The sequence below is a fragment of the Lewinella sp. LCG006 genome (assembly GCF_040784935.1).
Lineage (GTDB): Bacteria > Bacteroidota > Bacteroidia > Chitinophagales > Saprospiraceae > Lewinella.
Genome location: NZ_CP160680.1, coordinates 3,449,959 through 3,475,279, shown reverse-complemented (window position 1 = coordinate 3,475,279; position 25,321 = coordinate 3,449,959). Strand labels below are relative to the sequence as shown.

21 protein-coding genes are annotated in these 25,321 nt (G+C 48.4%); 5 read left to right on the top strand and 16 right to left on the bottom strand.

Translation table 11 applies throughout. The features are described from left to right. Positions 1–16: 16 nt before the first annotated feature. A complete protein-coding gene (locus AB0L18_RS12415) occupies positions 17–1,399 on the top strand; it encodes an Ig-like domain-containing protein (RefSeq protein ID WP_367392912.1) in 1,383 nt (460 codons plus the stop codon). 11 nt (positions 1,400–1,410) lie between these two features. Here AB0L18_RS12415 and AB0L18_RS12410 read toward each other — a convergent pair whose 3' ends face one another. Next, positions 1,411–2,328: a DUF4249 domain-containing protein gene (locus tag AB0L18_RS12410; RefSeq protein ID WP_367392911.1), complete on the bottom strand. Its 918-nt coding sequence runs from the start codon at positions 2,326–2,328 to the stop codon at positions 1,411–1,413. Between the two features lie 4 nt (positions 2,329–2,332). After that, a complete protein-coding gene (locus AB0L18_RS12405) occupies positions 2,333–4,693 on the bottom strand; it encodes a carboxypeptidase-like regulatory domain-containing protein (RefSeq protein ID WP_367392910.1) in 2,361 nt (786 codons plus the stop codon). A 157-nt stretch (positions 4,694–4,850) separates the two neighbouring features. On the opposite strand from AB0L18_RS12405, the gene AB0L18_RS12400 reads away from it, so the two are divergent. Both AB0L18_RS12400 and AB0L18_RS12395 read left to right on the top strand, forming a co-directional pair. Continuing rightward, the gene (locus tag AB0L18_RS12400; protein ID WP_367392909.1) at positions 4,851–5,255 is read left to right on the top strand and encodes a rhodanese-like domain-containing protein; all 405 of its coding nucleotides are present in this window, start codon (positions 4,851–4,853) and stop codon (positions 5,253–5,255) included. Between the two features lie 2 nt (positions 5,256–5,257). Continuing rightward, on the top strand, positions 5,258–6,514 hold the full coding sequence (locus AB0L18_RS12395; RefSeq protein WP_367392908.1) for a lactate 2-monooxygenase: 1,257 nt from the start codon (positions 5,258–5,260) through the stop codon (positions 6,512–6,514). A 62-nt stretch (positions 6,515–6,576) separates the two neighbouring features. On the opposite strand, the gene AB0L18_RS12390 is transcribed toward AB0L18_RS12395, so the two are convergent. The 5 genes from AB0L18_RS12390 to AB0L18_RS12370 form a co-directional block, all read right to left on the bottom strand. After that, positions 6,577–6,798, bottom strand: coding sequence for a hypothetical protein (locus tag AB0L18_RS12390; RefSeq protein WP_367392907.1), 222 nt, complete (start codon positions 6,796–6,798; stop codon positions 6,577–6,579). Positions 6,799–7,172: 374 nt separating this feature from the next. Further along, positions 7,173–8,039, bottom strand: coding sequence for a DUF1684 domain-containing protein (locus AB0L18_RS12385; protein ID WP_367392906.1), 867 nt, complete (start codon positions 8,037–8,039; stop codon positions 7,173–7,175). Between the two features lie 83 nt (positions 8,040–8,122). Continuing rightward, the gene (locus AB0L18_RS12380; protein ID WP_367392905.1) at positions 8,123–8,818 is read right to left on the bottom strand and encodes a TetR/AcrR family transcriptional regulator; all 696 of its coding nucleotides are present in this window, start codon (positions 8,816–8,818) and stop codon (positions 8,123–8,125) included. 97 nt (positions 8,819–8,915) lie between these two features. Further along, on the bottom strand, positions 8,916–10,874 hold the full coding sequence (locus tag AB0L18_RS12375; RefSeq protein WP_367392904.1) for a SulP family inorganic anion transporter: 1,959 nt from the start codon (positions 10,872–10,874) through the stop codon (positions 8,916–8,918). A gap of 114 nt (positions 10,875–10,988) precedes the next feature. Then, complete coding sequence (locus AB0L18_RS12370; RefSeq protein WP_367392903.1) at positions 10,989–11,633, bottom strand: DUF2306 domain-containing protein; 645 nt, start codon at positions 11,631–11,633, stop codon at positions 10,989–10,991. A 201-nt stretch (positions 11,634–11,834) separates the two neighbouring features. On the opposite strand from AB0L18_RS12370, the gene AB0L18_RS12365 reads away from it, so the two are divergent. Beyond that, positions 11,835–12,713, top strand: coding sequence for a YARHG domain-containing protein (locus AB0L18_RS12365; RefSeq protein WP_367392902.1), 879 nt, complete (start codon positions 11,835–11,837; stop codon positions 12,711–12,713). Between the two features lie 3 nt (positions 12,714–12,716). On the opposite strand, the gene AB0L18_RS12360 is transcribed toward AB0L18_RS12365, so the two are convergent. After that, entirely contained in the window at positions 12,717–13,613 is an 897-nt protein-coding gene (locus AB0L18_RS12360; RefSeq protein ID WP_367392901.1) for a hypothetical protein, read from the bottom strand. A gap of 284 nt (positions 13,614–13,897) precedes the next feature. Next, positions 13,898–16,171 carry a carboxypeptidase-like regulatory domain-containing protein gene (locus AB0L18_RS12355; RefSeq protein WP_367392900.1) on the bottom strand — a complete coding sequence of 758 codons (2,274 nt, stop codon included), beginning with the start codon at positions 16,169–16,171 and terminating at the stop codon, positions 13,898–13,900. Between the two features lie 52 nt (positions 16,172–16,223). Here AB0L18_RS12355 and AB0L18_RS12350 point away from each other — a divergent pair, with 52 nt between their 5' ends. Continuing rightward, on the top strand, positions 16,224–16,448 hold the full coding sequence (locus AB0L18_RS12350) for a heavy-metal-associated domain-containing protein (RefSeq protein WP_367392899.1): 225 nt from the start codon (positions 16,224–16,226) through the stop codon (positions 16,446–16,448). Positions 16,449–16,511: 63 nt separating this feature from the next. Here AB0L18_RS12350 and AB0L18_RS12345 read toward each other — a convergent pair whose 3' ends face one another. From AB0L18_RS12345 to AB0L18_RS12315, 7 genes are all read right to left on the bottom strand, one after another. After that, entirely contained in the window at positions 16,512–18,080 is a 1,569-nt protein-coding gene (locus tag AB0L18_RS12345; protein ID WP_367392898.1) for a DUF1501 domain-containing protein, read from the bottom strand. A gap of 84 nt (positions 18,081–18,164) precedes the next feature. Beyond that, entirely contained in the window at positions 18,165–19,829 is a 1,665-nt protein-coding gene (locus tag AB0L18_RS12340; protein ID WP_367392897.1) for a DUF1800 family protein, read from the bottom strand. A gap of 863 nt (positions 19,830–20,692) precedes the next feature. Next, a complete protein-coding gene (locus tag AB0L18_RS12335) occupies positions 20,693–22,147 on the bottom strand; it encodes a hypothetical protein (protein WP_367392896.1) in 1,455 nt (484 codons plus the stop codon). A 48-nt stretch (positions 22,148–22,195) separates the two neighbouring features. Next, positions 22,196–23,143, bottom strand: a complete 948-nt coding sequence (locus AB0L18_RS12330) for a hypothetical protein (RefSeq protein WP_367392895.1) — start codon at positions 23,141–23,143, stop codon at positions 22,196–22,198. A gap of 180 nt (positions 23,144–23,323) precedes the next feature. Continuing rightward, complete coding sequence (locus AB0L18_RS12325) at positions 23,324–23,779, bottom strand: helix-turn-helix domain-containing protein (RefSeq protein WP_367392894.1); 456 nt, start codon at positions 23,777–23,779, stop codon at positions 23,324–23,326. Positions 23,780–23,891: 112 nt separating this feature from the next. Then, positions 23,892–24,710: a hypothetical protein gene (locus AB0L18_RS12320; protein ID WP_367392893.1), complete on the bottom strand. Its 819-nt coding sequence runs from the start codon at positions 24,708–24,710 to the stop codon at positions 23,892–23,894. 92 nt (positions 24,711–24,802) lie between these two features. Next, on the bottom strand, positions 24,803–25,306 hold the full coding sequence (locus AB0L18_RS12315) for a hypothetical protein (RefSeq protein ID WP_367392892.1): 504 nt from the start codon (positions 25,304–25,306) through the stop codon (positions 24,803–24,805). Positions 25,307–25,321: the final 15 nt, after the last annotated feature.

Genomic DNA, 25,321 nt, shown 5'->3' with positions numbered 1-25,321 from the left:
AAATTCCAAACCAAAGATGAAACATCCTTTTTCTAAATACCACTTCCTGGGCCTGCTCCTAATTGTTAGTATCCTATTGCAAAGCAGTTGTGGTAAAGAAATGACGATTCCGAACTTATCGGTAATCAACGTTACGGCCAACGGTATTCCCTTGGTTGAGGGTACGATCAATGTAGCAACGGACGCTACTTTTGAGCTTACTTTTTCCGGGGCGATTGTTCCCGCAAAATTTGAGGCTGCTTTTTCATTAAGCAGCAACGCCGGGACGGTGAGTACGTTGGACATCAGCTATGCCAATGCATCTTCAAAAGCAATTATCAGCGCTACATTGGCCCCTGGCACCAGCTACGAATTGAAGGTCAATACTGCGGCTATTGGACAAGACGACCAAACCCTCGCCCAAGCCCTGGTGAGGAATTTCACCACCCGTGATGGCGGTGTCATTACTTCCTTGCCTCCCTGTATTACGGCCAGCAACGATTGTTTGAGCAGTAAGCTTATCAATGGTACAGGAGGGCAATCCGGAACCATTACTTTTTACAACAGCTATCCGCTGGATGTAGAAAATGCCCGCTGGGAAGAACTCACCAGTGCGATCATCGTCATCCATGGGCTGAACCGGGATGCCGACAATTATTTTTCTTATATGATGAGCAGCTTACGCCAGGAGAACCTGGACAACCAAAGCATCCTCATCGCACCTTACTTCAAAAATGCTTCAGCAGCGCAAAATGGTGAGCTTTACTGGTCAGATTCCGGCTGGCGGGAAGGGCAAAATGCTGACGGCGCGGTCAATATCAGTTCATTCACGGTACTCGATCAAATCATCGACCAGCTGGCCGATGCGGAGCGCTTCCCGGCATTGGAAACCATCATTATTGCGGGGCACTCATCAGGTGCATTGTTTGCCCAAGCTTACGCAGCAGCCAACAGCAGCGAAAACACGTATCCCAACCTGAATTTCCGCTACGTCGTAGCCAACAGCCAGTATTTTTACTACCCGGACGATCTGCGTTATGATGATGCTTCCGGTCAATTTATTGCGGTGAGTGGTTGTGCTGCTTACAACCGATGGCCGCTAGGTTTTGTGGCACCGCCTCCCTATCTCAGCAGCACCCCTGAAGCAACCGTAGACCAACGGGTAGTGGAACGAAAGCTTAGTTATTTCCTCGGCGATCAGGATGTGGTCACCACCGGCAGTCTCAACACCAGCGATTGTGAAGCGGTGCTACTGGGCGAAAATCGCTTCCGCCGCGGCGAGAACTTCTTCCTCCTCCTGGAAACCAATTATACAGTGACTCACCAAGCCGAGAAGATCGTAGTGCCGGGCATTGGTCATAATGCCCAAGGCATGTTTCAATCTCCTCCGTTTTTAAGCTGGTTGCGGGAGAAGATCTGAGACGGAGCCGCTTAATCCTCAATCAAGTAAACATCCTTGTTCGCCAGGCTAAAGATGCCGTAACCATTGGGAATATTACTGTGCACGGTAACCGGCTCGGCAAAAGGGTTGTTGATCGAATTTTGGTACTGCTCATAAGAACGAGCGTACAAAAAGGCATCTTCCGTAAGTTGATAGAGGTGCACTTCCATCTCCATTTCTTCACCAACACTGTAGTAAGTATAACAACGTGCCTGGTACTCTCCGCCCGAGAAGCTCTCATCGCTAAAAATGAGGCTGTAGCGTGCTCCGTAAGAAAGCAAAGGGTCATTGGTATCTATGCTTACCTGGCTGCGGAAAACATTAAGCGTATCGCCATTGTAAGGATCTATACTGTAGTAAATCTGGAATAAATCCAATCCATAATAATTGGTCTTAGCCGGCTCCTGATCGACGATATCCACGATCAGCTCATCTACGCGAAAGCCCGAGGGATCAATCGTACCTTCTATTTCGTAGGTAGCTTTCTTGATCTTAGGAACAACGGGCATTACCTGACTGACCTGTACCAGGCCGAAAGTAGGAGTATTGGCTTCCAGTAAATAAGTATCGCCAGCCTGATTGGGAAAAGGTTCATTGATGGCCGCCAGATAGCGTTGATCAACTTCTGAGAACTCCAGATTGGCAAAAACTTCCCCATTGCGGTACAGGGTTACCTCTGCGTCGGTAGGGATTTCGTAGGTGCTTTCGGGGTCAAGGATTCCTTTGCTGTTGGTCACTAGGGCATTGAGGGCACCTTCCTGTTTGGCCTCCACTTGTAGGTTGAGCACTGGCCGTGGGTCGTGTTCGGGAATATCAATGGTAACGACTTGGGTGAAAGAATTTTCATCGCAACTCCCTAATAAGGTCACCAATGTAGCTATCGTCAAAAACAAGATGATATTTTTCATTTTTCTAGAATTTAAACTGGTAAGAAACAGAAGGGATAATGGGTAGGATGCTGATTTCCTTAAACACTCGCTTTTCGTCGACAATGTTCCCTTGCCCATCACGTACATACTCCGTATCAGCAATAACGTAGTAAGGATTTCGGTGGTAATAGGCATTGTAAACCCCCACAACCCACTTGCGTTCCCATTTTGGTTTCTGTTTGCGGAATTCTACACTCAAATCCAGGCGATGAAAATCGGTCATACGGAAAGCATTTTTTTCACCGCCGGTTTCAATCTCATTAAAGTACGGCTGACCAAAGCCACCGTAAACATCCGTGGGGTAAGTAATCGTATTCAGGGTAATGGCATTGCCGGTGCCGTAGACCCAGGCCGCTGAGAGACCAATCTTTTCAGAAAAATCATGGTTGACCACCACGGAAATATCATGCCGACGATCGTAGCGAAATGGATACCGGCGCCCGCTGTTGATCTCGTCAAATTGGCGGTAATTCCAGCTCAGGGTGTAACCGATCCAGCCCGTCGTGCGCCCCCTCTTTTTCTGGAAGAAAAACTCTAGTCCGTAGGCCTCGCCATCTCCTTGCGTCACCTTACTTTGCCAATCGTTTTCGAGACCAAACAAGAAGCTCGCACCTTCTTTAAAGGAGATCACGTTTTGCATTTCTTTATAGTAACCTTCCACACTTAGTTCATAATCCTCGTTGATGGTCTTGGCCACTCCCAAAGCCACCTGCCAACTTTGTTGGGGTTTTATTCTCGACGTACTGGGCACCCACAAATCGGTAGGCAACGAAAGTGCTTCGCTGGTGAGTAAATTGATGTACTGGGTCATGGTACTGAAACCTGCTTTGATCGCCAGGTCATTATTCAACAAGTAGCGAAGCCCCAAGCGTGGTTGTACCGAAGTGTAAAACTCATCTTCTACGGCAAAAGCCGAGGCGTGAATGCCCGCATTGATTTTCAACGGGCCCAGCGTAAAGTCATCTTCAGCGTAAACAAACAACTCATTACTGTAACTATTTTGTGAGCCAATCAGGGTATCGAGGTTAAAATCTTCCCCGTCGGTGAGGTTAAAATTGAGGGCACCGGGGCGATAAGTATGGTTGGTCCAACCACCCCCAAAACGGAGGTAATGATCAGGGTTGGGAATGAAGTCGAAGTCGATTTTCCCACCAATATCTTCGATCCCGGAAATATAGAGGGCGGAGAATTTTTCATCAGGGCCATCCTCATTGAAATTTTCACTCCCGGCATTGATGTCAATCTCATACTTGCTGTAGGTAAGCGTGGTATTGGCAAACATTTTTGGACTGATCTGCCAATTCCAGCGGGCTGCCGAGATGAGGTTGCCCCAGTCGATACCTCCTGAAAAGGCACCATATTCATCGGCAAAGCGGTTGGCAAACACATCTGCTCCAGTGTAAGCACTGAGAAAAATACGATGCTTGTCGTTGATCTTGTGTTGTAATTTTGCGTTAAGATCGTAGAAATAAAGACTAATATCAATCTCTTCCCCCGGAAGCGTATTCGCACTGATAATGGGCTTAGCCAATAAGTCTACATAGGTACGTCGGCCTGAGATTAGGAAGCTGGTTTTTCCTTTCTGTATCGGTCCCTGGAGGGTCAGTTTAGAAGAGATAAGACCAATGGAACCTTCACCGTGCCACTCCTGCAGGTTGCCTTCTTTCATATTGATTTCCAGCACACTGGACAAACGGCCACCATAACGAGCAGGAAATCCACCCTTGGTCAGCGTAACATTCTTGATCGCATCGGCATTAAATACCGAGAAGATGCCCAGAAGGTGGCTCACGTTGTACACAGGAACGCCATCCAGCAGTACCAGGTTTTGATCGGGGCTTCCGCCGCGAACGTAGAGGCCGTTCTGGCCTTCGCCCCCCGATTGCACCCCCGGCAAAAGCTGTAAGGCTTTGAGTACATCCACCTCGCCCATGAGCGCCGGGATGCGTTTGATTTGCTCAATAGGCACTTCCATCCTACTCATCTGGGTTCGTTGCTCAATGCGTTCACTACGCTCAGCGGTGACCTCCACGGTGGCCAGCTCCACGTAAGGCGATAAGCTCACGTTGAGGGTTCGATTACCCGAAAGGGCAAACCGTTCTTCCCGGCTTTGATAACCGATATAGCTAAAAGAAAGGGCCACCGAATCTGCAGGCAATGTGAGGCTAAAAAAACCATAGGTATTGGTTACCGCCCCCGCGCCAGAGAAGCTATCGTAAACATTGGCAGCGATCAGTTTTTCGCCACTAGCCTGGTCTTCGATGTAACCACTGATGGTAAAAGATTGTCCTCGGGCGAGAAAAGCAAGAAGAAGGGCAAGCCCCGTCAGGTAGTGTTTAGGCATAAGTAAAGGTTTTGGTTTTACGGGAGAGTTGGCTATTTACAACTTTAGCCCGGCAGAATAGGTTTTCTGGAAAATTCCATGGATTTTTGGGTGCTTTCATTTTTCCATAGACGGAAGAAAGGCACCAACCGTTTGTATTAACTTAAATTTTAACGCAATGATAACAAGCTGGAAAAACATAAGCCTACTTAGCTACTTGCTACTTGCTTTAATGACAGCCAGTTGCCAATCATCGACCGGATCAGATGCCCAAAAAGAAGGTTTTCAAGACCTGAATGCCGCCCAGTTCAAAGAGAAAATGGCGACTCGTGGGGTCGTCGTACTGGATGTACGTACCCCAGCGGAAACGGCAGAAGGAAAGATCAAGGGTGCCGAAGAGCTTGATTTCCGGGCACCTGACTTCCAGGAAAAACTTGGCCAATTGGATCGTGATAAAACCTACCTGGTGTATTGCCGCAGCGGAGGGCGTAGCTCTTCGGCTTGTAGTATGATGGAGGAGATGGGGTTTAAAAACGTTTACAACCTGGTAGGCGGTTATCAGGGTTGGAGCACCGAGAATTAATTATGCCTAACTTATCCGCAGTAGAACGCCAGCGCGACATTTACCTACAGGGCCTTAGTGGTCGGATGCCGCTGGTGCCCAGTGATCCGCTGGCACTGGAACGGGCTGCCCAAAAGTGCATGAGCCCCGAAGCTTACGCCTACGTAGCAGGTGGTGCAGGGCGCGAGTTGACGGTACAACGCAACCGTGAGGCCTTCCAACAGTGGCACATCCAGCCACGAATGCTCCGTGATGTGAGTACCTTTGACACCAGTATTGAGCTGTTTGGCCGACGCTTGCCAGCTCCCATTTTACTGGCCCCGGTAGGTGTGCTTGATCTTTGCCACCGGGAAGCCGACCTGGCCGTTGGCCGAGCGGCGGCACAGTTGGGCCTACCTTTCATCTTCAGCAACCAGGCCAGTGTACCAATGGAAGACGTCGGCAAGGCCATGGGCGACGCTCCCCGCTTCTTCCAATTGTACTGGAGCAAATCCTACGACCTAGTGGCTAGCCTGGTACAAAGGGCCGAAGCCAGTGGTTGCGAAGCCATTGTTGTCACGCTCGACACGACGATGCTAGGCTGGCGCTTGCGGGACCTGGACATGGCCTACCTGCCCTTTCTGCGGGGCCGGGGAATCGCCCAATACACCAGCGACCCGGTTTTTCAAAAAATGCTGGATCTGCCGGAAGAAGAAGGACTGGTTTCCCCCAAACGGCGCATCACCCTGAAAACCTTGCAGGCCATTTACCAACTGATGAACAACTACCCCGGCAGCTTTTTCAGCAACCTGCGTTCGGGGCGACCATTACGGGCAGTGCGGACCTTCATCAACCTCTACACCAAACCATCGCTGAATTGGGAGGATCTGCCCTTTTTGCGAGAGCATACCAAGTTGCCGATCATCCTCAAAGGCATCCACCACCCCGATGATGCCCGCCGCGCCATGGATGCTGGCGTAGATGGCCTCATCATCAGCAACCACGGTGGCCGCCAGGTAGATGGTGCAGTGAGTACCATTGAGATGTTGCCCACCATCAAGCAGGTCGTGGGAGATCATTTCCCTTTATTACTCGACAGCGGGGTACGGACAGGCGCCGATGTTTTTAAAGCGCTGGCACTGGGTGCCGATGCCGTCTGTATTGGTCGACCTTACGCCTATGGCCTAGCTATTGCTGGCCAGGAAGGGGTGAGTACCGTCCTGCAAAATCTTTGGGCCGATTTTGAATTGACCATGCGGTTGAGTGGTTGTTCGCGGGTGGAGGGTGTAAAGGTTGGGTGAGTGTAAGGGTTTTTGAAGTCGGAAGTGGGAAGTCGGAAGTCGGAAGTGGGAAACGTCGACGATCAATTCTTTCTTACGGGGACGATGGCTTTCAAAAAGTTAGTTCCTTCAAATTCAAGGCGGGGGTCATTCATCTCTACGAGTTCATCCAATTCGTAGATATTGCGGTAACCGTAGCCGTAGAGATTGATGTAGGTGGGGATATTGGTATCCTGCTGTAATTTCAAAAAACGATCCAGGCTGATCAAGCGTTCTGCACTGATGCTTTCTATTTCCAAGACCAAGGATAGGAGCTTGCGGATAGCCGGGCGCCCCTCCGAAGTAGCGTTATATTGATTCTACAGGCATCCCAAAAGAATCATCTCCGAAGATCAAATTAACCTTTCTCATCCTTGTAATGAAGGATATCCTTGTCACTAGCGCCATCAAAATGTGTCCCGCTGGAGGGACCGATCCACAGGTTCAAGGCCTGCCTTCCGGAGGCACGTCAGGCAGGGAGGAGAGCCCTTGCGGTTAGGGGTCTCCTCCCCCGTCACTGTGTGACACCCCCTCCGAAGGGGGATATGGAGATCCCTTTGGTTTGAGGCGAAACTAAGCGCGTTCAAAACCAATCTCCAACACCCCTCCAGAGGAGTAGGCGAGGCATTGAAACAGTTGTTTAATGCTCTCCATAATTTTTCTCTCCGGCTAAGACAGCTATTGGCAAATGATTCTCGATGCGCGGAAGGAGGCAGGTGGCAAATTGAGTGAAGGCACAGGGTGGATTATAGGCTTTATTAAAGTCGATGATGGTGCGATCATCGGTGCCGGGGCGGGGGCAGTAGAGGTAGCGGCCGCCGCCGTAGGTTGTTTCCCCCGTCGTTTTATCGGCAAAAATGAGGAACAGTTCTTCGGGGCCACCATCAAGCGCAATGAGCTCGTGGAGGCGATCAGCCAGGGTAAAGCGTAATTTCCCGACGACGGGCACGTAGTACTCCATATCCAGCACATTGCGCATCAGTACGGAGTCGGGGCCTTTGCTAGCCTCCCAGGTGGCGTATACGCGGTAGGCAGGATCGATGGGAAAGTATTCAATGGCCTTGATACGGATGCGGGTAGGAAGCAGGGTGTCGCGAACCCGTACGCCATGACGGCCACCGCGCTCGAGCAGCTGCCACTGTAAGGATTCGAATTCGAGCTGGCAATCCGTAGCATTCAACATCACCACTCCTGCTTCGGTGTTGGGATTGCAGCTTACTTGGTCATTTTCCAGGGTATAGGTAGCGGCCAGGGTGGGTGCATTAGCGGGCAGCGGCACACGGACACCGTCTTTACTACCGCATTCGTTGACGCCTTCCTTGAGCCAGTGCAAGCCGATGAGACTCAGCCAGCCGGTGGGAGCCAGCAAATCGGCCAAGCGCTGCGTGCGCCATTCTTCTATCTCTTTGGTATAGTCTTCGGGGGTAGGTGGAGCTGCTATTTGCTGGGTTTTGCAAGAACAAATAACCAGCAAACAGAGGAATAACAGGGGAAAAAGCTTCTCCATCAGAATTGTGATTTTCGGCATTACGAAGAGGTTGGGCCTGATTTTCGGCCTTCCTCTCTGTAAGATACAAAATCACTCGTCTCCTAGCAAGCATCTAAACTTTCGGGCTTTATCAGCCGAAAAGCAAAATCCAGCAATAATTCCTCTACTTGCCTCAGGTCACCGTTTTTTACTTCGATGTCTGTTAGGCGAGGAAGATGTTCGGCGAAGTAAGTTTGATCTTTAGCCATTTCGAGCAATGTACTCGCCAGTGCACGTGGATAAGAAAAGGTGGGGTTAATTTCGGTAATAAAGCTAGCGATTTTCACTGCCAACGACTTGTAAGTAGCGAAAAAACCTTCCTGATTTTCCTGGTCAACCGCTTTGCTGTGGTAGCCCTTTACGCCTTCAGCCACTACTACTTTGTGGAGAATATCTTCATCGACAAAATCAATAGTGGCGTTACGCTTGGCAGTATTGACAATGGTAGCAATGGCAATGCGCAATTTCTGGCACGGATCATCAATATTATTGGTATTGAAATCCAACTGAAACTTGGTCCATTCCCAATACCAACACAGGAGGTACACCAAAAGAAGGTGTTTGTTTTCGAAATAACGATAAACAGAAGCCTCTGTCGATTCGATTTGCTCTGCCAGCTTCTTGAACGTAAACTGCTCAAAACCAATCTCATCAATCAACAAAATACTGTGGCGAATAATATTTCGTCCAAGCTTTGTATCTTGCGGGTCACGTAGAAATAATTTTTCGTTCAACTGCATTTGTATTCGAATCGCCATACTGTCTCTTTATAAAAGGAAGCAATTTAATCAAAGTATCCCTATCTGCAAAAATAGCTTTACTTTAATTTTTTCATAAGCTATTCTCCCTCTTTCTTTACATCTCATCAATATCATCACTTACCCTCACTGTATCTGAGAGCTGATCGGTGATAATATGCTTCAGGGTTTGCTCATCTTTCATAATTTCGATGAGCCATTCCGAGCAGGTATTAAAGTTTTCAAAGAGGTATTTTTCGTCGATTAGCCCAGGAATGAGGTTAATACGTTTGAACATGTCCAGTGGTTGTTCTTGCAAACCGGTAAACACTACCGCAATACCCTGGCGGTGGAGTTCCATGATGGCTTCCTCCATGACATAGAGTCCCGATTGATCTACATAGGGGACGCGCCGCATTCGCATGATCACGATACAGACCGTGGGCAAAGCCTGTACCATTTCCTGAAAACGACTGGCAAAACCAAAGAATAGTGGACCATCCAGGTGTTTTACGTACACGCGATCTCCATATTCTTGGATCAAATCGGCGTCATCTTCCCAGGCTCGTTCCAGCGACACATCGCGCAAAGGCGAAGAAGCCGTTTGGGTCTTTTCCTCTACCATATCTGAGATACTCTTCATAAACAACAAAGCAGCCAACACCATTCCTACCCCTACTGCGGTCAACAGATCAACAAAAACTGTCAGGAACAATACCACTAGCATGATAATGGTATCCGGTAGCGGGAGGGTCTTCATGTGTCGCAGGGCTTTATAATCAATGATTCCGACTCCTACAGTAAACAGGATACCCGCTAGAACAGCATTTGGCACATAGGCAACTACCGGCCCTACACCCAGCAGTACGGCTAGTAGAAAGATTCCGGCAATCATTCCGGATAGCTTGGTTTTTCCTCCTGAATTTATGTTGATAACCGTACGCATGGTAGCACCAGCACCTGGTAATCCGCCGATGAGGGCCGCCCCCATATTGCCTATTCCCTGCCCTATCAGTTCCTGGTCACTATCGTGCTTGGTTTTGGTGATATTGTCCGCTACTACCGAGGTCAGCAAGGAGTCAATGGCCCCGAGAGCCGCTAGTGTCAGTGCAAACTTGAAGATCGTACCAAGCATGCCTAAGTCGGCATACGCCCCAAAAAAGCCAAGTTGTAAGGAAGGCAAACCTGATTGCACCTCACCAATGACGGGGACCTGGCCGGGGAAAAAGAAATAAACGACCAAAGTCATCAGCACCAGAGCAACCAAGGAAGATGGTATTGCGGTGGTTATTCGTTTAAAGCCGTAGATGGTCAAAATCGTGCCCAGCCCAATCAGCAGATTGATCCAATTGATTCCATTAGGGATTTTGAATGGTCTACTTAGGTATTTAATCGTACCCACGGTACCACTGGCTTGGCTTTTGGCTTGCTTTACTGCTTCAGCGTGAATATCTCCTGCGCTTACTTCCTTGGCCCTACGGGCAGTTTCCTCCAGGTCTTCGGCACTCATTACGCCAATGGGTACACCTTCGGCTTCTTCTTCTTGTAGGATTTTCTCCAAAATCACTTCCTCCGCATGGGGCATGCGTTGCGCTACCAGCATTTCGTCCTGAGAAGCATTGTAACCCAGCATTGGAAACAACTGGGTAATGATAATGATGACGCCAATGCCACTCATGAAGCCTGACACTACGGGGTAAGGGATATAGCGGATATAACGCCCCAGCCGAATAATCCCGAAAAACACTTCAATCGCCCCAGCTAGAAAAAACGTCGCAATGATTAGAGGGATCACTTCCGTTACCGAAGACGCTCCCGATTCCGTAATGCAACTTGCTATCACGGCTGCTGATACTACCGTCATCGGAGCCGTAGGCCCGCTCACCTGGGTGGCTGTTCCGCCAAAAAACGCTGCTAAAACAGCCAACGCAATGGCTCCATACAAACCAGCAATAGCCCCCAATTCGGTCTGTGCACCAAAAGCCAATGCCAGCGGTAGTGCTACAACTCCGGCCGTAAGGCCACCAAAAAAGTCGCCGCGAATATTGGAAAAATTGAGTTTGAAAACGTTTAACATAGGTAAGAAGGGATAAGGTTTAAAGTAAAACTATCCCGATAATAGCACTAATTACCGGGATTAAAGTTCAACTACTAAATAAAGCAGGTTTAATATACAAAAAATACAACATGGCTACGTTTTCTGCCTCCTGATCCACCATTCTACCAATAAAAGGTTAGGCACCCACCCCAACCATGCGACCAGCCGGTAGGTATCCATGGGCGGTGGCGCCCAGACCAATACGATCAACCACTTCCAGGAGCGGAGGGTTACCGCTGATAATGTCAGCGCAAAGCTTCGCCACATAAAGTCCTGATGCTTTTTGTAATGACCTTTTCGCACGCTCCGCCAAGCCTGCCAGGTAAACCACCACCACAATACTGCCAACATCGTAAAAGCCAACTGTGACCAGCTACCCCCATTGGCTTTGATGGCCAGAAGAAAGCCCGCTGGCCCGGAAAGAAAGAGCAGCACAACAACATACAGTTTGCCCATGCCGCGATGCACACCCGGATACTGCTTAAGCAATAGGGTACTGAACTGGGTAAAACCGGCGATAAGTAAAAAAATGCTGGTAAACACATGCACGTAGAAGGCCGCTTTCCACCAGGGAATATTCACTACGGATTGCTTGATGCGCAGAAATGCCACTCGGTCATCGAACGCGAGATAGGGCCAGCTGAGCAGGGCCATACGGTAGGTGAAGTAGAGGAGGAGGAGAAGTAGGAGGAGCCATTTGATCTCTTTGGCGATCCCCACTGTTCGGTTGATAGGCATTAGCGTTTACAAGGATTTTCCGTAAAAGTAATATTCAATTCGAAAGAATAAATTTCAAAAACGATTGAACCATATAAGAAATATAAGCTCATTTAAGAAATAGCGTTGTTTATTATTTTTGTACCCATAGTTTTTAGCTTCCTGTTATTTTCAATTAATTTGCTGCGTAAAACCAATGATCACTGTAAAACCTGAACCATCATGATCCTAAGAATTCTATTAACACTACTCTGCCTCAACCTTCTTTCTTGTGGAGGACCGTCTAGTCCTGCAACGGATACTGCTGCAACGGCACCATCAACCGAATCAACCGCACCCAAAGAAGCCAAGCGCCCCGCCAAACAACGTCCCAGCAATTCTGCTTCCGCTCATTTTGCCAGCAATGTGCAAGCTATCGGGCCAGCCATGACGGCCAAGCAGGAGCTGATGCAAAAAGACCTTCAGCAATTGGGGCAAGCCATTACTGACAACGAATTTCTGGGCTATTATACAGGTGCTTTTGGTCCTAACCAGATTACGCTGATTCTTGCGGAACAGCAGGGAGAGGAAATTCGGGGCTACAGCGTATGTGCGGGCAACTACCGCCCGCTCACTGGCCGTATTACCAAGCAAAATCCAGGTGAAGCTTATACCATGGAACTCGCTGAGCCCGGAGATGATCCTTACGATGGTACCTTCACATTTACCATTACCCCAGCCAAGCAGCAACTCAATGGTGAGTGGAAGCCCTTCCGCACGAAAGGCAATACGGCTCGCAGCTACACGCTGAAATCCAAGAAATTCAGTTATCAGCCAAGGGTCGGCAGGTGGCCCGAGGCGTCCCAGCGGTTGTTGACGGAAGAGGATGTCTGGAATTACGATGCGGAGGAATTACGACTGATGCGCAACGAAATTTATGCTCGCCACGGGTACAGCTTCAAGATCAAGGATATGCGCTACTACTTTGAGGACCAGGATTGGTACATGCCCGTAACGACGGATATTCGGCGAGATCTGACAACGACGGAGGTTGCCAATATCGAACTGATCTACGAATACGAGACGTACTACGAGGAGTATTATGATGAATTTGGGCGGTAGCATTTAAAACCAGCCGCGCCAGCCTTTGGGGCGTTCACGTTGTACGCGGTAGTATTCGTAATTGAGGGCACCGAAATGGCGAGCAAATTCGGCTTCTTGGGTGCTGGTGTTGAAGTCTAGCGACTGAGGTTTGTTGGCCTGTTGGCGAATCATCAAATCATAAAGGTAGGCTTTGGCGAAAACTTTGCTGCCAGCAGCCGTCTCTACCGGGGCGAGACTCATAATACGACCATGACTGAAGATGAAGAACTCTGCGGCGAGCACTTCCTGTTCACGGTTCATGATGCCGGAGGCGAAACCCCAGCCGCGGTGGAGCACATTGTACATAATGCGCTGGAGACCGTGAAATTCTGGCTCGGTGAGCTTGCCTTTCATCTTGCGAAACATTTCGGCAAGCCGTTCTGGTTTGATGCTGGAAACGGGAAAGAGGTCAGCCGTTTTGGCGACTTCCAGTTGATCGATCAGTGTTTGGGAATAGCGTTCGCGAAGGAGCTCGTAGGCACTGGAAAGGGGGAGAAAATAGTTATTGGTCGCTTCCGTCACCCAGCCCGTCGTGCGAGGTTGACTAAAGGAGTCGAGGTGCAGATCTACTTTTTTGTACTGCTCGGGCAGAGCGTTCCAGAATGCTTCATTGCGCTTTGTAGAAGGAGGATTGACACTGTAGATCGCCATTTCGCGCACCAGCGGTGGCTGTATCAAGCCTTGCTGCCCCCAGTTCATATCCTTGTGAGTCAGTGGCATTACGGATTCGTAGTCGCCTTCTACCAGGCCATCCCATTGGCGGGCCATGGCGTCCAGGTACCACATGTAGCCGAAGACATTGCCGTTGGTGGCATAGTGGATACAACTGTTCCATTTGGTCTTGTCAATCTCTTCGCGAGGTATAAGGCGAATCTCCATAATTATTCATTTTCATAAAAGACGATGTGAGATTTGAAGTAAACCTACTCAAGAAGAGGCAGAACTATATCAAATCTCACGGTACAGCGTACTTGGTAGAGGGTATAGGGATATTAGATTTCTCCAGCGGCTATCCGTTCCTCCTCAGTTATCTACGTCCTTTTAACGACGATTTGTGGATCAAAAACGGTGCTAACTTACAACACCTTATTGGCTGTCTGGTTTTGATATATAATCCTTTTATAGTCTGACAAATTGAATGGCATCTGTAAGATTCCTTCCAACTACAGGCCATAATCTACCCCTAGATAGAAGTAGCGCGGCAGTGCCGGATAGAAATAACGAGGCAAATTACTCCCAAAACCACGGGCATTGACTTGCACCATTCCGGCGTAAGCCTGATCGAAAATATTGTTGCATCCAGCGTAGAGTTTTAGGCCACGCCCCAGTTTAGCAAAGGTATGCGACAAGCGAGTATGCACCACAGCAAACCCATCCGCCGAAGTGGTATTGGCATCATCGACCCACTGCTTGGCGGCCACATCCAAGCTGAGGGAAGCTCCCCAGCGGTTGCATTTCCAACTCAGATCACTGCGCCAGCGGTGCGGGTGGACGCCGGGGATATCGTTACCGGAATAATCACCATCCAGCTCTTGAAAGTCGCGGAATCGGTAGTCCGCCAGGGTGTAGTTGGTTTTGAAATGCAGGAAATGTTCTCTCAACCAGCGGCCTTTGGCAAAACGAATCTCTAGCCCTTGATGCCGCGCCGAGCCCCCATTGAAGAAAAGTATGCGCCCCAAATCATCCTGTCGCTGCACAAGTGCCTCGTCTAAATCCATCTGAAAGGCGGTAATTTCCAGGTAGAAATAATTGGAATACCACTTCAAACCTACCTCGCGGTTCCACCCGGAAGCTGCCTGCAGCGGTTCACCATCCAGGGAGGCGTTTTGGATGGAGGAGGAAGGATCGGGCTGAGAGATGCCACGGTTTACGCGGGCGTGGAGACCCCAATTCTTGTTGGTAGGCTGGTAAAAAACACTCAGACTGGGCAAAAAGACGGGATCAAAATTGAAATCACGATCCAGATCAAGGGTCTGCCAGTTGTACAAGGTTTGGCGGACATTGCCCTCCATGGTCGTCTTCCAGCTTTTGCCCCATTGAGCGGTCCACTGACTGAAGGCAAAATAGTAGGAACGATTTTCTGTTTGGGTGCCAAGTTGATCCCCCTGAGCACCGCCATCCAGCACCTCGAAAGTGGTGATGTCGTAATTTTCTAAAAACAATTCGCCACCAAGCTGGAAGCTGCCCTTGAGGGCGGGAGCATCGCGGAAAATAAAGTTGGTCCGTAAGCCATATTGGTAACTGTCTTCATTGATGATATCAAAGGGGCGCACCTCATCATTGGTTCGCCGGCCGCCGAAGATGGACGAACGGTTGATCAGTTTGCCCATTTGGCCCAAGTGGCCGATTTCGTGGGTATGTTGCAGACCTAGCAAATACGTCAATTGATCTTCTCGGCCATTGACGGAGGCCCAATTGAAGGCCGCTGCGGTAGGCTTCTCAACAAAATCGTTGGCATTGAGGGAGCTGGGGATTTCCGCCTGCAATTGGCGCAGGTGTACGAGGTACAAAGTCTCATTGGAGCGATTGCTCACGCGCCCTAGTAGGGTTCCCGAAAGTCTTTTGTAATCGTTGTTGTCCCGATAGCCGTTGCTGGCACTGCGAACGAGGCTCAGGTCTTGTTCCCATTTCCCGGCTTTGCTGTGCAGGTTTAGCCATTCTCGGTTGCGACCAAAGTCTCCTGCTGAGACGCCAAAGCTGGTGCCCCAGTTGGGGAGATCCCATTGCTTGCTCACCAACTGAATACTCCCGCCCAGATTGGCGCCCAAGGCAGCAGGGGCGGGCCCCGTTTGTACATAAGCCATCTCCAAAAAGCCGCTTTCTATATCTTCGAGTACACTCTCGCCAGCACCATTGGTGAGGGGGATATCATTCCAGTAGAGGCGTACCTGATCTGTTGCAAAAGGTGTCCGGGCACCAATGCCACGCAAGCTGAGGCGTTGGGTATTGAGTGCCCCCTGCTGGATTTGCACCCCCGGTAAACCATCAAATGCACGGGCAATATTAATGGCGTCTTCGCCCCAAAGGGCATCTTGCTCCAGACGGCACACCGTTGAAGAATAGAGGTCGTCGTAATTGATCTTGCCTCGTACCACTGGCGGTTCAATGGATGCGCTTACAGAAGCTAATTCAATGACACCCTCTTGCTCAATTTCACTCACCGTAAGCGTACGTGTCGTAAATCCCAGGTACCGAACCTCCACTTCATCCTGGGCGTCAGCGGATACCTCCCAGCTAAAATTGCCGTAAATATCCGTTGCGACACCAAGCCTGGCATCCTTCACCAACACCAAGGTCGCAAAAGGCAGAGCTTCTCCTGTTGCTTTCTCCACCACCTTACCTTTCAGTAAAACTGGGGGATTCTCCTGCCCTTGGAGGGTAATAAAAATCATTGTTCCGAAAATCGATAACAGTACTAAACGAAGGTACCTTTGCATGTGTTAGTTTTTAGCTGGCCATTCTGGCTACCATAACAAATACAAAGATAAGATGACCAAACAGTTTAAGACCAATATCAACTGCAGCAACTGTGTGCGCGCGGTGACCAATTTCCTCAACGAAGTCCCTGGCGTAGAAAAATGGACCGTTGACACGGATCATCCTGATAAAATCCTGACCGTCGAAGGAACCGCGTCCAGCGAAGCTATTGAGGAAGCGGTGGACGATGCGGGATTTGATATTGAGGAGAAAGAGCTGAACCATATAAGTTCATAAAAGAAAATATAAGCAACTTCTATGTTCTTATAATCCCTTACATAGTTCAAGATTACAACCTTACTACCCCAACTTCACCACCCGCTTTGTCTGGATCTGCTGCCCCATCTGTAGGCGTACGAAATAGGCACCGGCGGGCTGCTTGCTCATGTCTACTTCTATTCGGTGCCTGCCGGGAGGCAAGGTGCGGGCGGCCAATTGGCGTACCACCGCCCCAACCGCATCAAACAAGGTGATACGGACGTGTACCCGCTGGCACTGAAAACTCAGCGTGAATCCTGACTGACATGGATTGGGAAACGTTTCTACACTCAGCTCGGGCGTAGCTTGTTCGGTGTCACTCACTACCGATTCGCAGGTATTTAAAATCGGCAGGTAGGTAAAGTCGTCGTACAGCAGACTACGTACCTGGCTTTCCTCCACTTCAAACCAGTCGAGCAGGATGGAGCCGTAGACATCGCGAAAATCATACTGCATGGGGATGCCTTCAGAATTACCAATCTGGCCATCAATTTCCGGGTTTTCACCCAAAACCTGCGGGTTTACGCAGGCACCAAAGAGCATCAACGGGGCCGCTGTCCCGTGGTCGGTGCCAAAACTGGCATTAGAGCGAATACGGCGACCAAACTCGCTGAAGGTCATGCTCAGCACGCGGTCTTCCAGTCCCAAGTTGACCAGATCCTGTTGAAATGAGGTCATGGCCTGCGATACGGCCTTGAGCAATTGTGCGTGTTCACCTCCCAAAGGGCCATCTTCCAGCACCTGGTTGGCATGGGTATCAAAGCCGCCCAGACTCACCACAAACACCTTGGTCTGCAAGCCACCACTGATGAGCAGGGCCACGTTTTTTAGCTGTCGGGCCAGGCGGCTGGTTTCCGGATACACGACGGTATTCGCCCCCAGGTTGGCCGCCTCTGTAATCACTTCGCCGTAGGCATTGGTCTGCGCGATGGAATGCCGCAGAAAAGCCAGCTCATCGCCGTAAGGGGTGTCGGGCAGCGCTCCCCCCTCCCCTTCCAACAGCGGATTCAGCGAGAAGGGATCGAAGACCGTCAGGCTGTAATTGGCCGCCCAGCCCTGGCAGGTTTCGGATACGTTGCCGCCCATCGTGATGGCAAAGGGGTGCGGATGTTCTTCATTGGGGTAACCCTCTGGATAACCATCGTAATAGCTGTCGAGATAGCGGCCCAGCCAACCCGTCGACCAGGTCTCTTCGGCCCCCGAGCCCGAATTCCAGATGTCCATGCTCCGAAAATGGCTACGGTTTTGGTTGGGGTAACCCACCGCTTGTACGACCCCGGCCTTGCCCTCTTCGTACAGCGCACGTAGCACGCTCAGTCCCGGATGCACGCCAACGGTGTCGGTGAGCGACAAGACGTTCTGCTCCGGAATCATAATATTGCCGCGCACCTGGGCCAGCCCTGCGTATTGGTCGAGGGGAATAATGGTGTTCAAGCCATCATTGCCTCCGATGAGCTGAATCAAGACCAACACTTTATCATTATCAGGATTCACATTGCTAAACAAGGCTGATTTGGCCATCGTTTGCAAAGGCATACCATTTAGAAAAAAAGGCAAGCTGGCAGCAGTACCGGCCGCTGCCGCTGTTTGAAGGAAATTTCTCCTTTTCATTTTGTAGGTAGTTGCAGGAGCATTGATGCGAAACGTTTGTTATCATGCTCCTTGTTTTTGGGAAAATAATCCATCTAAAAACCACTAGGACAGGTGAAACTCCGCCATATTGAATAGGCCCACAAACAAATCCTGGAGCTTACTTTCCACCGCCTGGCGGGTCGTCTCATCGTCCGGATTGCCGAGGTAGTCGCCGTATTCGAGCGTCCATTCAAAGTCGGGCAGGCCGGGGATCAGGATCTCCTTGAGGGCCGTCAGTTGGCTGGATTCGAGGGGTTGAGGCAGCAGTAGGGTGGCGATTTCGGCGATCATGGCGTTGGGCTCCAGCGGATCGTCGAGGGTGGCGATAAACGCTAGTGGGTCCATCCTCAGCGTGATCGCTGCCGGGGTGTAGCCATTCACGACCAGGTTGCGGATGTAGCCGCTGCGTTGCTGCAAGCTGATGGAGTTGATCCAGTTGCGGTAGAATAAGGGTTGCTGGTAGTACGCCTTCCAGCCTGCCACCTCGGGGATGTCGTAGTAGGCCATATTCATGCTGTCGGTGACCTCGTGCAGGCGTTGCCAGAGGGGGTACTTTTCCTGCTCTTCTTGCGGAAAAGGTACGCCACACTGCCGAATGGGGTTGAGCACAAACTGGATGGGATGCTTGATCATCGGCCCCTGGTTGAGGATACTGTAGAAGTGGTTGCTACGCAGCAACACCTGCAAAACCGGCGCGATCTCGTAATCATTGTCGATCAGTAATTGCGCCAGGGGCAAGATGACTTCCGTCTCCGTTAGTTCATCGATCTTGTAGTAAACGAACCAGCGGTAGAGCTTGCGGCAGATGTGCCGAGCCACCTCGTCTTGCGCAAAGATGACGTCGATCAGGTGTGCATATTCCTCCTCCCCCAAATCACTGATGACTTCCCCGCCAAACCTTGCCGACAGCTGCTTGGGCAAGGCATCGTGAAGCTCGGGCTGAAAAATGGCCGTCAGCTCCTCCTCCGGGTCAGTGGTTTGGTAGCCAGTGTCTGTCCAGCCAGTGAGGACGCGCGCCATGGCCGCCACATCTTGTTCCGTGAAAGTGGTATAATCCCCAGGGCCGGCGAAGGGGCCTTTGCCTACGGTGTACAATTCCAGCAGCTCGCGGGCGTAGTTTTCATTGGGTAAACCTGCTTCGTTTTGGTTGCCGTTGAGGAAGCGTAGCATGCAGGGGTCGATGGTGATGTCCTTGCACAGCTGCCGAAAATTACCCCAAGCCTGGCTCCTGATGGTGGTAATGTAGCGGTACCAAAAGCGCGGATCATTGACGGAATTATTGATGGCGAAGTGATTGTGCCAAAACAGGCACAGTTGCTCCCGGATAGAGATGTCTTCATTGAGCAAGAGGCCCATCGTCCAGGCTTGCAGGCTACGGGTGCGATTGGGTAGCACGTCGCCCTCTTCTGGCAAGGGCACATCTACCCAGCTTGCTTCCGGCAGCACATTGGGGTCGTCGCCTTCTTCGGTATCGTAATAGCGGGGAGGTTCCGGCAAGGGCAGGTCGGTAAACAATTGAAGGATAGTAGCATCCAGTCCCTGGTTCAGGGCTTGTTGGATGGCGGTTTTGGTGGGGCCAAAAGTGGTCCGGCGTAGCAGGTGAGCAGCCTGGGCTTGCTCCCAAACGCCGGCGTACGGCTCCAAATCCGTCGTGACGGTCGTAAAAGTGTTGATCGTTGCATACAGCTGACGCCCCCGGCGGCCAGCTAGCGCGGTAGTACGATCCATGGGCAATGGTTTTTACGGAACAAGCAGGGGGAGACTGCTTATTCACTCGTTTTTGGGAAATATGTGAGGTCTGCTTTTAAGGGTCAGCTAGTAGCAATGAATACCAGGCAGACCTCACCGTACGGGGTACTTGGTACTGGGTACTTGGACTTTGATCAGCCAAAATTGATCTATTACCAAGGTACTGCGTACTTTTTACCTCTTACAGTGAGATTTGACAGGAAATTACATTGCTGACAATAAGCCACGCAAAAACAAAGCTCACGAAATAGTTGCTAATCGGCGGTCAGCCGACCAGGATCGTTCAATGGGAAAAAAGAATAACGGTGGGTAGTTTTCTGCCTAGTGGTCAGGGTGTGAAGAATTCAGCAAGGGCAGCTGATTCGGGGGGATAACGTCGTTGTTTCCGTGTTTCGTATTATGATCTGAAATAATTTGTGATATTTTTTTTGGGCGGTGCCGGGGCGCTGTTTCGAGTTGCTGCACAGGGCTGGGAAATACGCAGACTCAGCTCCCCAAGCACTTCAGAAGAGGTGCCTCTTGCGGCTTGCGCGCGCCACCCCGACGCTGTGCGTCGACCCCGCGAGCGGGGTACATTTGGTGCCACTTTGGGGGTTGTATTCACCTTGAGTAAGCTTCCAGTCAAAGCAATACACTTATCCTCCTACTGGGTGGGGGTGTCTTAAAGACGGAGGTTGGAAAAGGCCTCCCTCAACAAACTAACGGCAACAGAATTATTGGTTGGAGAAAACATTTTGTTACAAACCGAAAAAGCCCCTCTTTTCAGGAGGGGCTTTTTCAAAAAAAACTATTGGCTTTGGTTATATCATGAAACCGTCTAACGGCTTAGTTGAATTCAACTACTAGTTCGATTTTTCATCGTCTTCTTTTTCGTACAACATCTCTGGGTAGTATTTCTCCATCCACTGTTGTGCGATGGTACGTTGGGTAACGTATTTGATGTAGAAGTTGATGGGTACGCCACCCTCTCCCTTGTTGGCACGTTCCACAAAATCATCGATGGCCGTCATCAAAGAGTTCATGTCAATGACCTGATTATTCTGCTTATCGATAGCCCCTACTGCACTTACCGTACCTTTGATATAATCATTTTTCATCTCGGCTACGGCCTGACCGGTCTTTGCTTGGGAAGCCATCGTTGCCATAGATTTCATCCCTGAGCTATTGGCGCCGTTTATCAATGCCAGTTGTTCCATACGCTCTTTCGGGCCATCTTGCATTCCTTCCACTACACTAACCACAGTATTTGATTTGATAGATGGAATGAGTCCCATTGTAATGACATTACAGTGAGACTGAATACTAGAGCTACTCATCAAATCTTTGATATTACTCGATGCCTCCGCGCCTGCCCCAATAGAAGCTTCTACAAAATAGGTTTGAATTGACGCACTTATCTGCGCTGCATCGGAGCGTGCTTTTTGCATAGATCGTGTTTTTTCGATATGCTCAAAATGCACAAACCCGACTAAGCTAGAGCCATAACTCGCTCCTACCAATACCGGCATTGCATTGTCTACGTTCCCTGGCTCAATAGCCAACTTGGCCATCTCTAACATTTTATCTGGGGAAAGCGTAGTCCATGCTTTTTGTGTATAGGTGGCATAGTTCTCTATTGCGTTTTCAACGTCAAGTTTCACTGGTGAAAAGACCTGTGCATTCTTGTGTGTACAATTGATAAGCACCACTACTGTACCAACCAAAGAACGTTCTTTGCGGGCAGCATCCATACTAGATTTTGTATCCGCCGCAGCGCTAGCACCATATTTTGGTCCTAAAAACGAGGAAACCTTGGCTCCAACAAATGCTGAGGCCGACCTAACGGTAGATTGGGAACTTTCTTCATTATCTTCATATCGAAAATACTGAACATCCATACTCATCGTATCCGAGCTAATCGGTAGGGAAGTAAGCGTTGATGCCGAAAAATCGATTGGACTCTCTACCTGCGAACTGATTTGCTTTTGTCCTTGTGCAGATAGCAAGGCAGCAATGGCCTCTTCTGAAGTCATCACAGCTTCACTCAGTTCGGTGGTAGCAGCAATAATAGCATCCATTATTTTTTGGATATTCAGTTCTATTTTTGCTAGCTGTAATATTGATGCCCCTAAGCTACTTAGTTCCTGGAGGGTCATATCTAAACTCAGCTTTTGACGCAGCAAGGCATTCACCTTATTCCGAGCATTATCTACAGGACTTTGTAAAGTTGCAATTTCTTGTAGTTGCTTTATTTTTTCTGGAGCAATTACCATTCCCAGTACCAGACTAGGATCATAAGGTATTGTTGATGTTGGCATAATTAATCTTGTTAGAGTTTATCAATTAGGTTTCTACTAAAGGATCGGCTACTTACTGATCAAGTTGTTATAAGCCGACTTAATTGATTTCCACAGATTTAAAGAATCTGTTTTATTCTCCAACATCAATGTCGTTTGTGCCTGCGCCATCAAATTCCAACTCTTGACTAAATCTGTAGATAACTTATTAAAAGCAGTCGTTAAATCATCATTAATCTTCTGAAGACTTTTCCCGTACGCGTCTATAGCCTGCGTGATCTTTGACGCATAACCAAATGAATTTTCGTGTCGCAAAATTATTGCCGTAATGCTATTACTTCTATTCCCATCTATTTTGTTGTATTCCTCTACATAAGCGTCATAAATAGCCTTTTTGAAGGTGTCTTCTGCTATTTCTTTTGCCTCTTTGTAGGTCTGCACCGCGAATTCCCAATTCACCTTTACTATTTCAATTCCAGAGCTTACAGCTATAGTCGACAAGTAAAATTTGTTCCTGTTTTTATGGCTACCTTGCTCAAAAATATTCTCTGCTTTCAACAAGCCATCGACACGAGCTCCTTCTCCTTGTTCAATTCGCTTTGTTAATATCGGGATAAAATTCTTTAAGTCCTCCTCGTGGTTCAATATTTTGCCATTGGGGTTGTTTTTATCCTTGATCGTGAAAGAGTAATCAAACATATCCTTCACCCCTTTAAACTCTGACTTAGATGGCTCAGAGCCTAGTTCTGTCTCCATTTTTTTGATCATCCTATCGGCCAGTGTGATAATATGATCGGCCAATGAGGAATGAATAAACTTGATTTTGCTGAAATCCAGTTCAGGTTTTGCATCTCTTATTTCTTGCTCAAGGATTTCATCAGGATTGAACTCGTTTGAATTCCTATCCGTAATTCTTGCATCCAAGGCTTCTTGTGAGGAAGATGCTAGTGTTGTTGTGCTCTTTTCTTCTGAAGAAGATTCTTGAGATGATGTTGAGCTCTTTTTGGATGTTGCCATTTTTAGCTTTAGGTTTTATGGTCTCTTTATCTAAGATGAATAGACCGGATTGATTATGGTTAATAAAAAAGGTCTTGAATATGAAACCTTGACTTGTGTAAATGTAATTTCATTCACTCTGCTAAAGCGGACAATAACACCGCCAAAGCGGACATTCGCAGGATATTAATTCACACAACATTAAAAACCCAAGCATTCTTTAGGACTAACCCCAAAAAACGACTGAAAATTACTCCGGAAAGAGTCGACGTCTTTATATCCTACCTCACGTGCTACTCGGGTGATCGTTTTGTATTTTCGCTTAGAAATCAACTGCTGTGCGTGATGCAAACGCTTTTGCAGTATATATTTACCGGGGCCCATACCTAAGAGCTGTTTCATTCGCCGTCGCAACTGTCGTTCACTGATTGCGACATCAAATGCCAGTTGCTTAACGGTATATTTATTGTTGGCTAAATTCTCCTGGACACATTGTGCTATTAGGGTGAGCCATTGCTGATCTTCTTCGAAAAAAACGGGCCTTGAATAGGGGATGGCTTGCCCTTCTATTAAGCTTGTTGACAGCAAGCTGTTTTTTAGGTCAGTAAGCAGAGGAGCATTATCCTCTTCTAAGTGAAGTTGGTTGGATGTTCTCATGATAAGTAGATGAATATTGGGTATTTCTATCTATTTATGCCCATGAGATACACAGAGGTAAGTGGTAAGGTGAGATTTTTTATTTTTAGCGCCTTGCCTGGGGGGGCTTCGATTAGCTTCCTTGTTTATTCTTATGAAATCTCCTAACTTGATTGATCCAACTCAAGATGAAATTTTTAACGGGATACTCAAGAATTTCGTTCAGATTACCCTCCTCTATTCTCACGATTCCCCATTCTTGTTTATCATCATGAATGAGCCCTTCATTTTTCAACGACCTATCCTTGAATATAATTAATGGTAGATCAAGTGACCTTGCTATTGCAGCCTCAATGTGTAGCCATGGACTCGTAAAGCTCTTGTCTAATATTTTGCTTTCTTGATCACTTCCTCTTTTCTCGGTCCCTTCACTTACGAAATATCGCTCTAAGGCAAGAACGAAGCATCCATTTGATGCTTTCAATTCGTTAATGATTGGCAAGATTGGGTCGTTATCATTCCAGTTTTTTAGTGTTTCTAGTTTTATACCATTGCTTTTAAAGTAGGCTACCAACTCATTTATGTACACCTGCTGTTCGTCATTATGCGGGCTTCCGACGCTAAAAAACACTTTAATTTCCTCGGTATCGATTTTATCAGGATGGCTGGTTTCTCCGAATGTCTGCTCTTTATACCTGATGTATTCCTTCTTAGAACGTAACAACTGAAGGATATTTGACCTTAACTTATTGAGGACTAATTCAACCTCTAAAGCATCTGCTGTTCCTCTTACTTCCTTTTCTAAAACTGAATAATAATTAGACGATTGTATGGTAATATCATCTAAATCATCATCTTCTGTGAAAAAATCATTCAGCAGATCAATCGCCTCTCTCAGCTTGTTTTGAGAAACAAGCAATCTGATTTCCTTTTCTAGCTGTTCAAATTTCATTTCTCCTTTTTTGATGGAGGGTAAGCAATAAGTGGAATTGGGCCACTGGCTAATCAAATTTAGACTTTTTTGTTTAAAGCGGTATGTTCTAATCATTTATCAACCCAAGAGCGGGTATTTCCCTTGATCGTATATGCCCGACGTGGGCCCAAGGGATACTTCCCCCCTGTTGGTTTCCAATGGAAATCAACTTCTTCCTCGTCGAGAAATTTCATTAAATCACTTTTGATCTCCGCTATCTCCTTTCCTTGTCTCACTACCAAAAAGACAGTTTCCAGCCCTTGTGTCCTTATGCCTGAATTCACAAATTGTACGGAATCAACCAATGCTCCACTATTTTTTCTCCACACTACTTTTTCTTCTGACCAAAGCATTGGTCGGGCTTGGTTGAGTATACCATATCCATTTTCGTAGGCTACTTCTATGAACCCGTCCTCATTGACCTTATTATAACTGCTACTAGGATCAGTGATCGTTCTGATAACCAAAGCCCCTTCGAAACCATAGGGTACGACATGAAGAATCTTGGTTCCTAAATACGGCGTACAACTGAGTAATCCGAAAAGGCTCGTGAAAATAACAGCAGAAATTTTCATTGAATGTAAATCACT

What these genes read in the sequence shown, in the direction of transcription:
- AB0L18_RS12415 (WP_367392912.1), top strand. Translation starts at nt 17, where the DNA reads ATGAAACATCCTTTTTCTAAATACCACTTCCTGGGCCTGCTCCTAATT.
- AB0L18_RS12410 (WP_367392911.1), bottom strand. Translation starts at nt 2,328, where the DNA reads ATGAAAAATATCATCTTGTTTTTGACGATAGCTACATTGGTGACCTTA.
- AB0L18_RS12405 (WP_367392910.1), bottom strand. Translation starts at nt 4,693, where the DNA reads ATGCCTAAACACTACCTGACGGGGCTTGCCCTTCTTCTTGCTTTTCTC.
- AB0L18_RS12400 (WP_367392909.1), top strand. Translation starts at nt 4,851, where the DNA reads ATGATAACAAGCTGGAAAAACATAAGCCTACTTAGCTACTTGCTACTT.
- AB0L18_RS12395 (WP_367392908.1), top strand. Translation starts at nt 5,258, where the DNA reads ATGCCTAACTTATCCGCAGTAGAACGCCAGCGCGACATTTACCTACAG.
- AB0L18_RS12385 (WP_367392906.1), bottom strand. Translation starts at nt 8,039, where the DNA reads ATGGAGAAGCTTTTTCCCCTGTTATTCCTCTGTTTGCTGGTTATTTGT.
- AB0L18_RS12380 (WP_367392905.1), bottom strand. Translation starts at nt 8,818, where the DNA reads ATGGCGATTCGAATACAAATGCAGTTGAACGAAAAATTATTTCTACGT.
- AB0L18_RS12375 (WP_367392904.1), bottom strand. Translation starts at nt 10,874, where the DNA reads ATGTTAAACGTTTTCAAACTCAATTTTTCCAATATTCGCGGCGACTTT.
- AB0L18_RS12370 (WP_367392903.1), bottom strand. Translation starts at nt 11,633, where the DNA reads ATGCCTATCAACCGAACAGTGGGGATCGCCAAAGAGATCAAATGGCTC.
- AB0L18_RS12365 (WP_367392902.1), top strand. Translation starts at nt 11,835, where the DNA reads ATGATCCTAAGAATTCTATTAACACTACTCTGCCTCAACCTTCTTTCT.
- AB0L18_RS12360 (WP_367392901.1), bottom strand. Translation starts at nt 13,613, where the DNA reads ATGGAGATTCGCCTTATACCTCGCGAAGAGATTGACAAGACCAAATGG.
- AB0L18_RS12355 (WP_367392900.1), bottom strand. Translation starts at nt 16,171, where the DNA reads ATGCAAAGGTACCTTCGTTTAGTACTGTTATCGATTTTCGGAACAATG.
- AB0L18_RS12350 (WP_367392899.1), top strand. Translation starts at nt 16,224, where the DNA reads ATGACCAAACAGTTTAAGACCAATATCAACTGCAGCAACTGTGTGCGC.
- AB0L18_RS12345 (WP_367392898.1), bottom strand. Translation starts at nt 18,080, where the DNA reads ATGAAAAGGAGAAATTTCCTTCAAACAGCGGCAGCGGCCGGTACTGCT.
- AB0L18_RS12340 (WP_367392897.1), bottom strand. Translation starts at nt 19,829, where the DNA reads ATGGATCGTACTACCGCGCTAGCTGGCCGCCGGGGGCGTCAGCTGTAT.
- AB0L18_RS12335 (WP_367392896.1), bottom strand. Translation starts at nt 22,147, where the DNA reads ATGCCAACATCAACAATACCTTATGATCCTAGTCTGGTACTGGGAATG.
- AB0L18_RS12330 (WP_367392895.1), bottom strand. Translation starts at nt 23,143, where the DNA reads ATGGCAACATCCAAAAAGAGCTCAACATCATCTCAAGAATCTTCTTCA.
- AB0L18_RS12325 (WP_367392894.1), bottom strand. Translation starts at nt 23,779, where the DNA reads ATGAGAACATCCAACCAACTTCACTTAGAAGAGGATAATGCTCCTCTG.
- AB0L18_RS12320 (WP_367392893.1), bottom strand. Translation starts at nt 24,710, where the DNA reads ATGAAATTTGAACAGCTAGAAAAGGAAATCAGATTGCTTGTTTCTCAA.
- AB0L18_RS12315 (WP_367392892.1), bottom strand. Translation starts at nt 25,306, where the DNA reads ATGAAAATTTCTGCTGTTATTTTCACGAGCCTTTTCGGATTACTCAGT.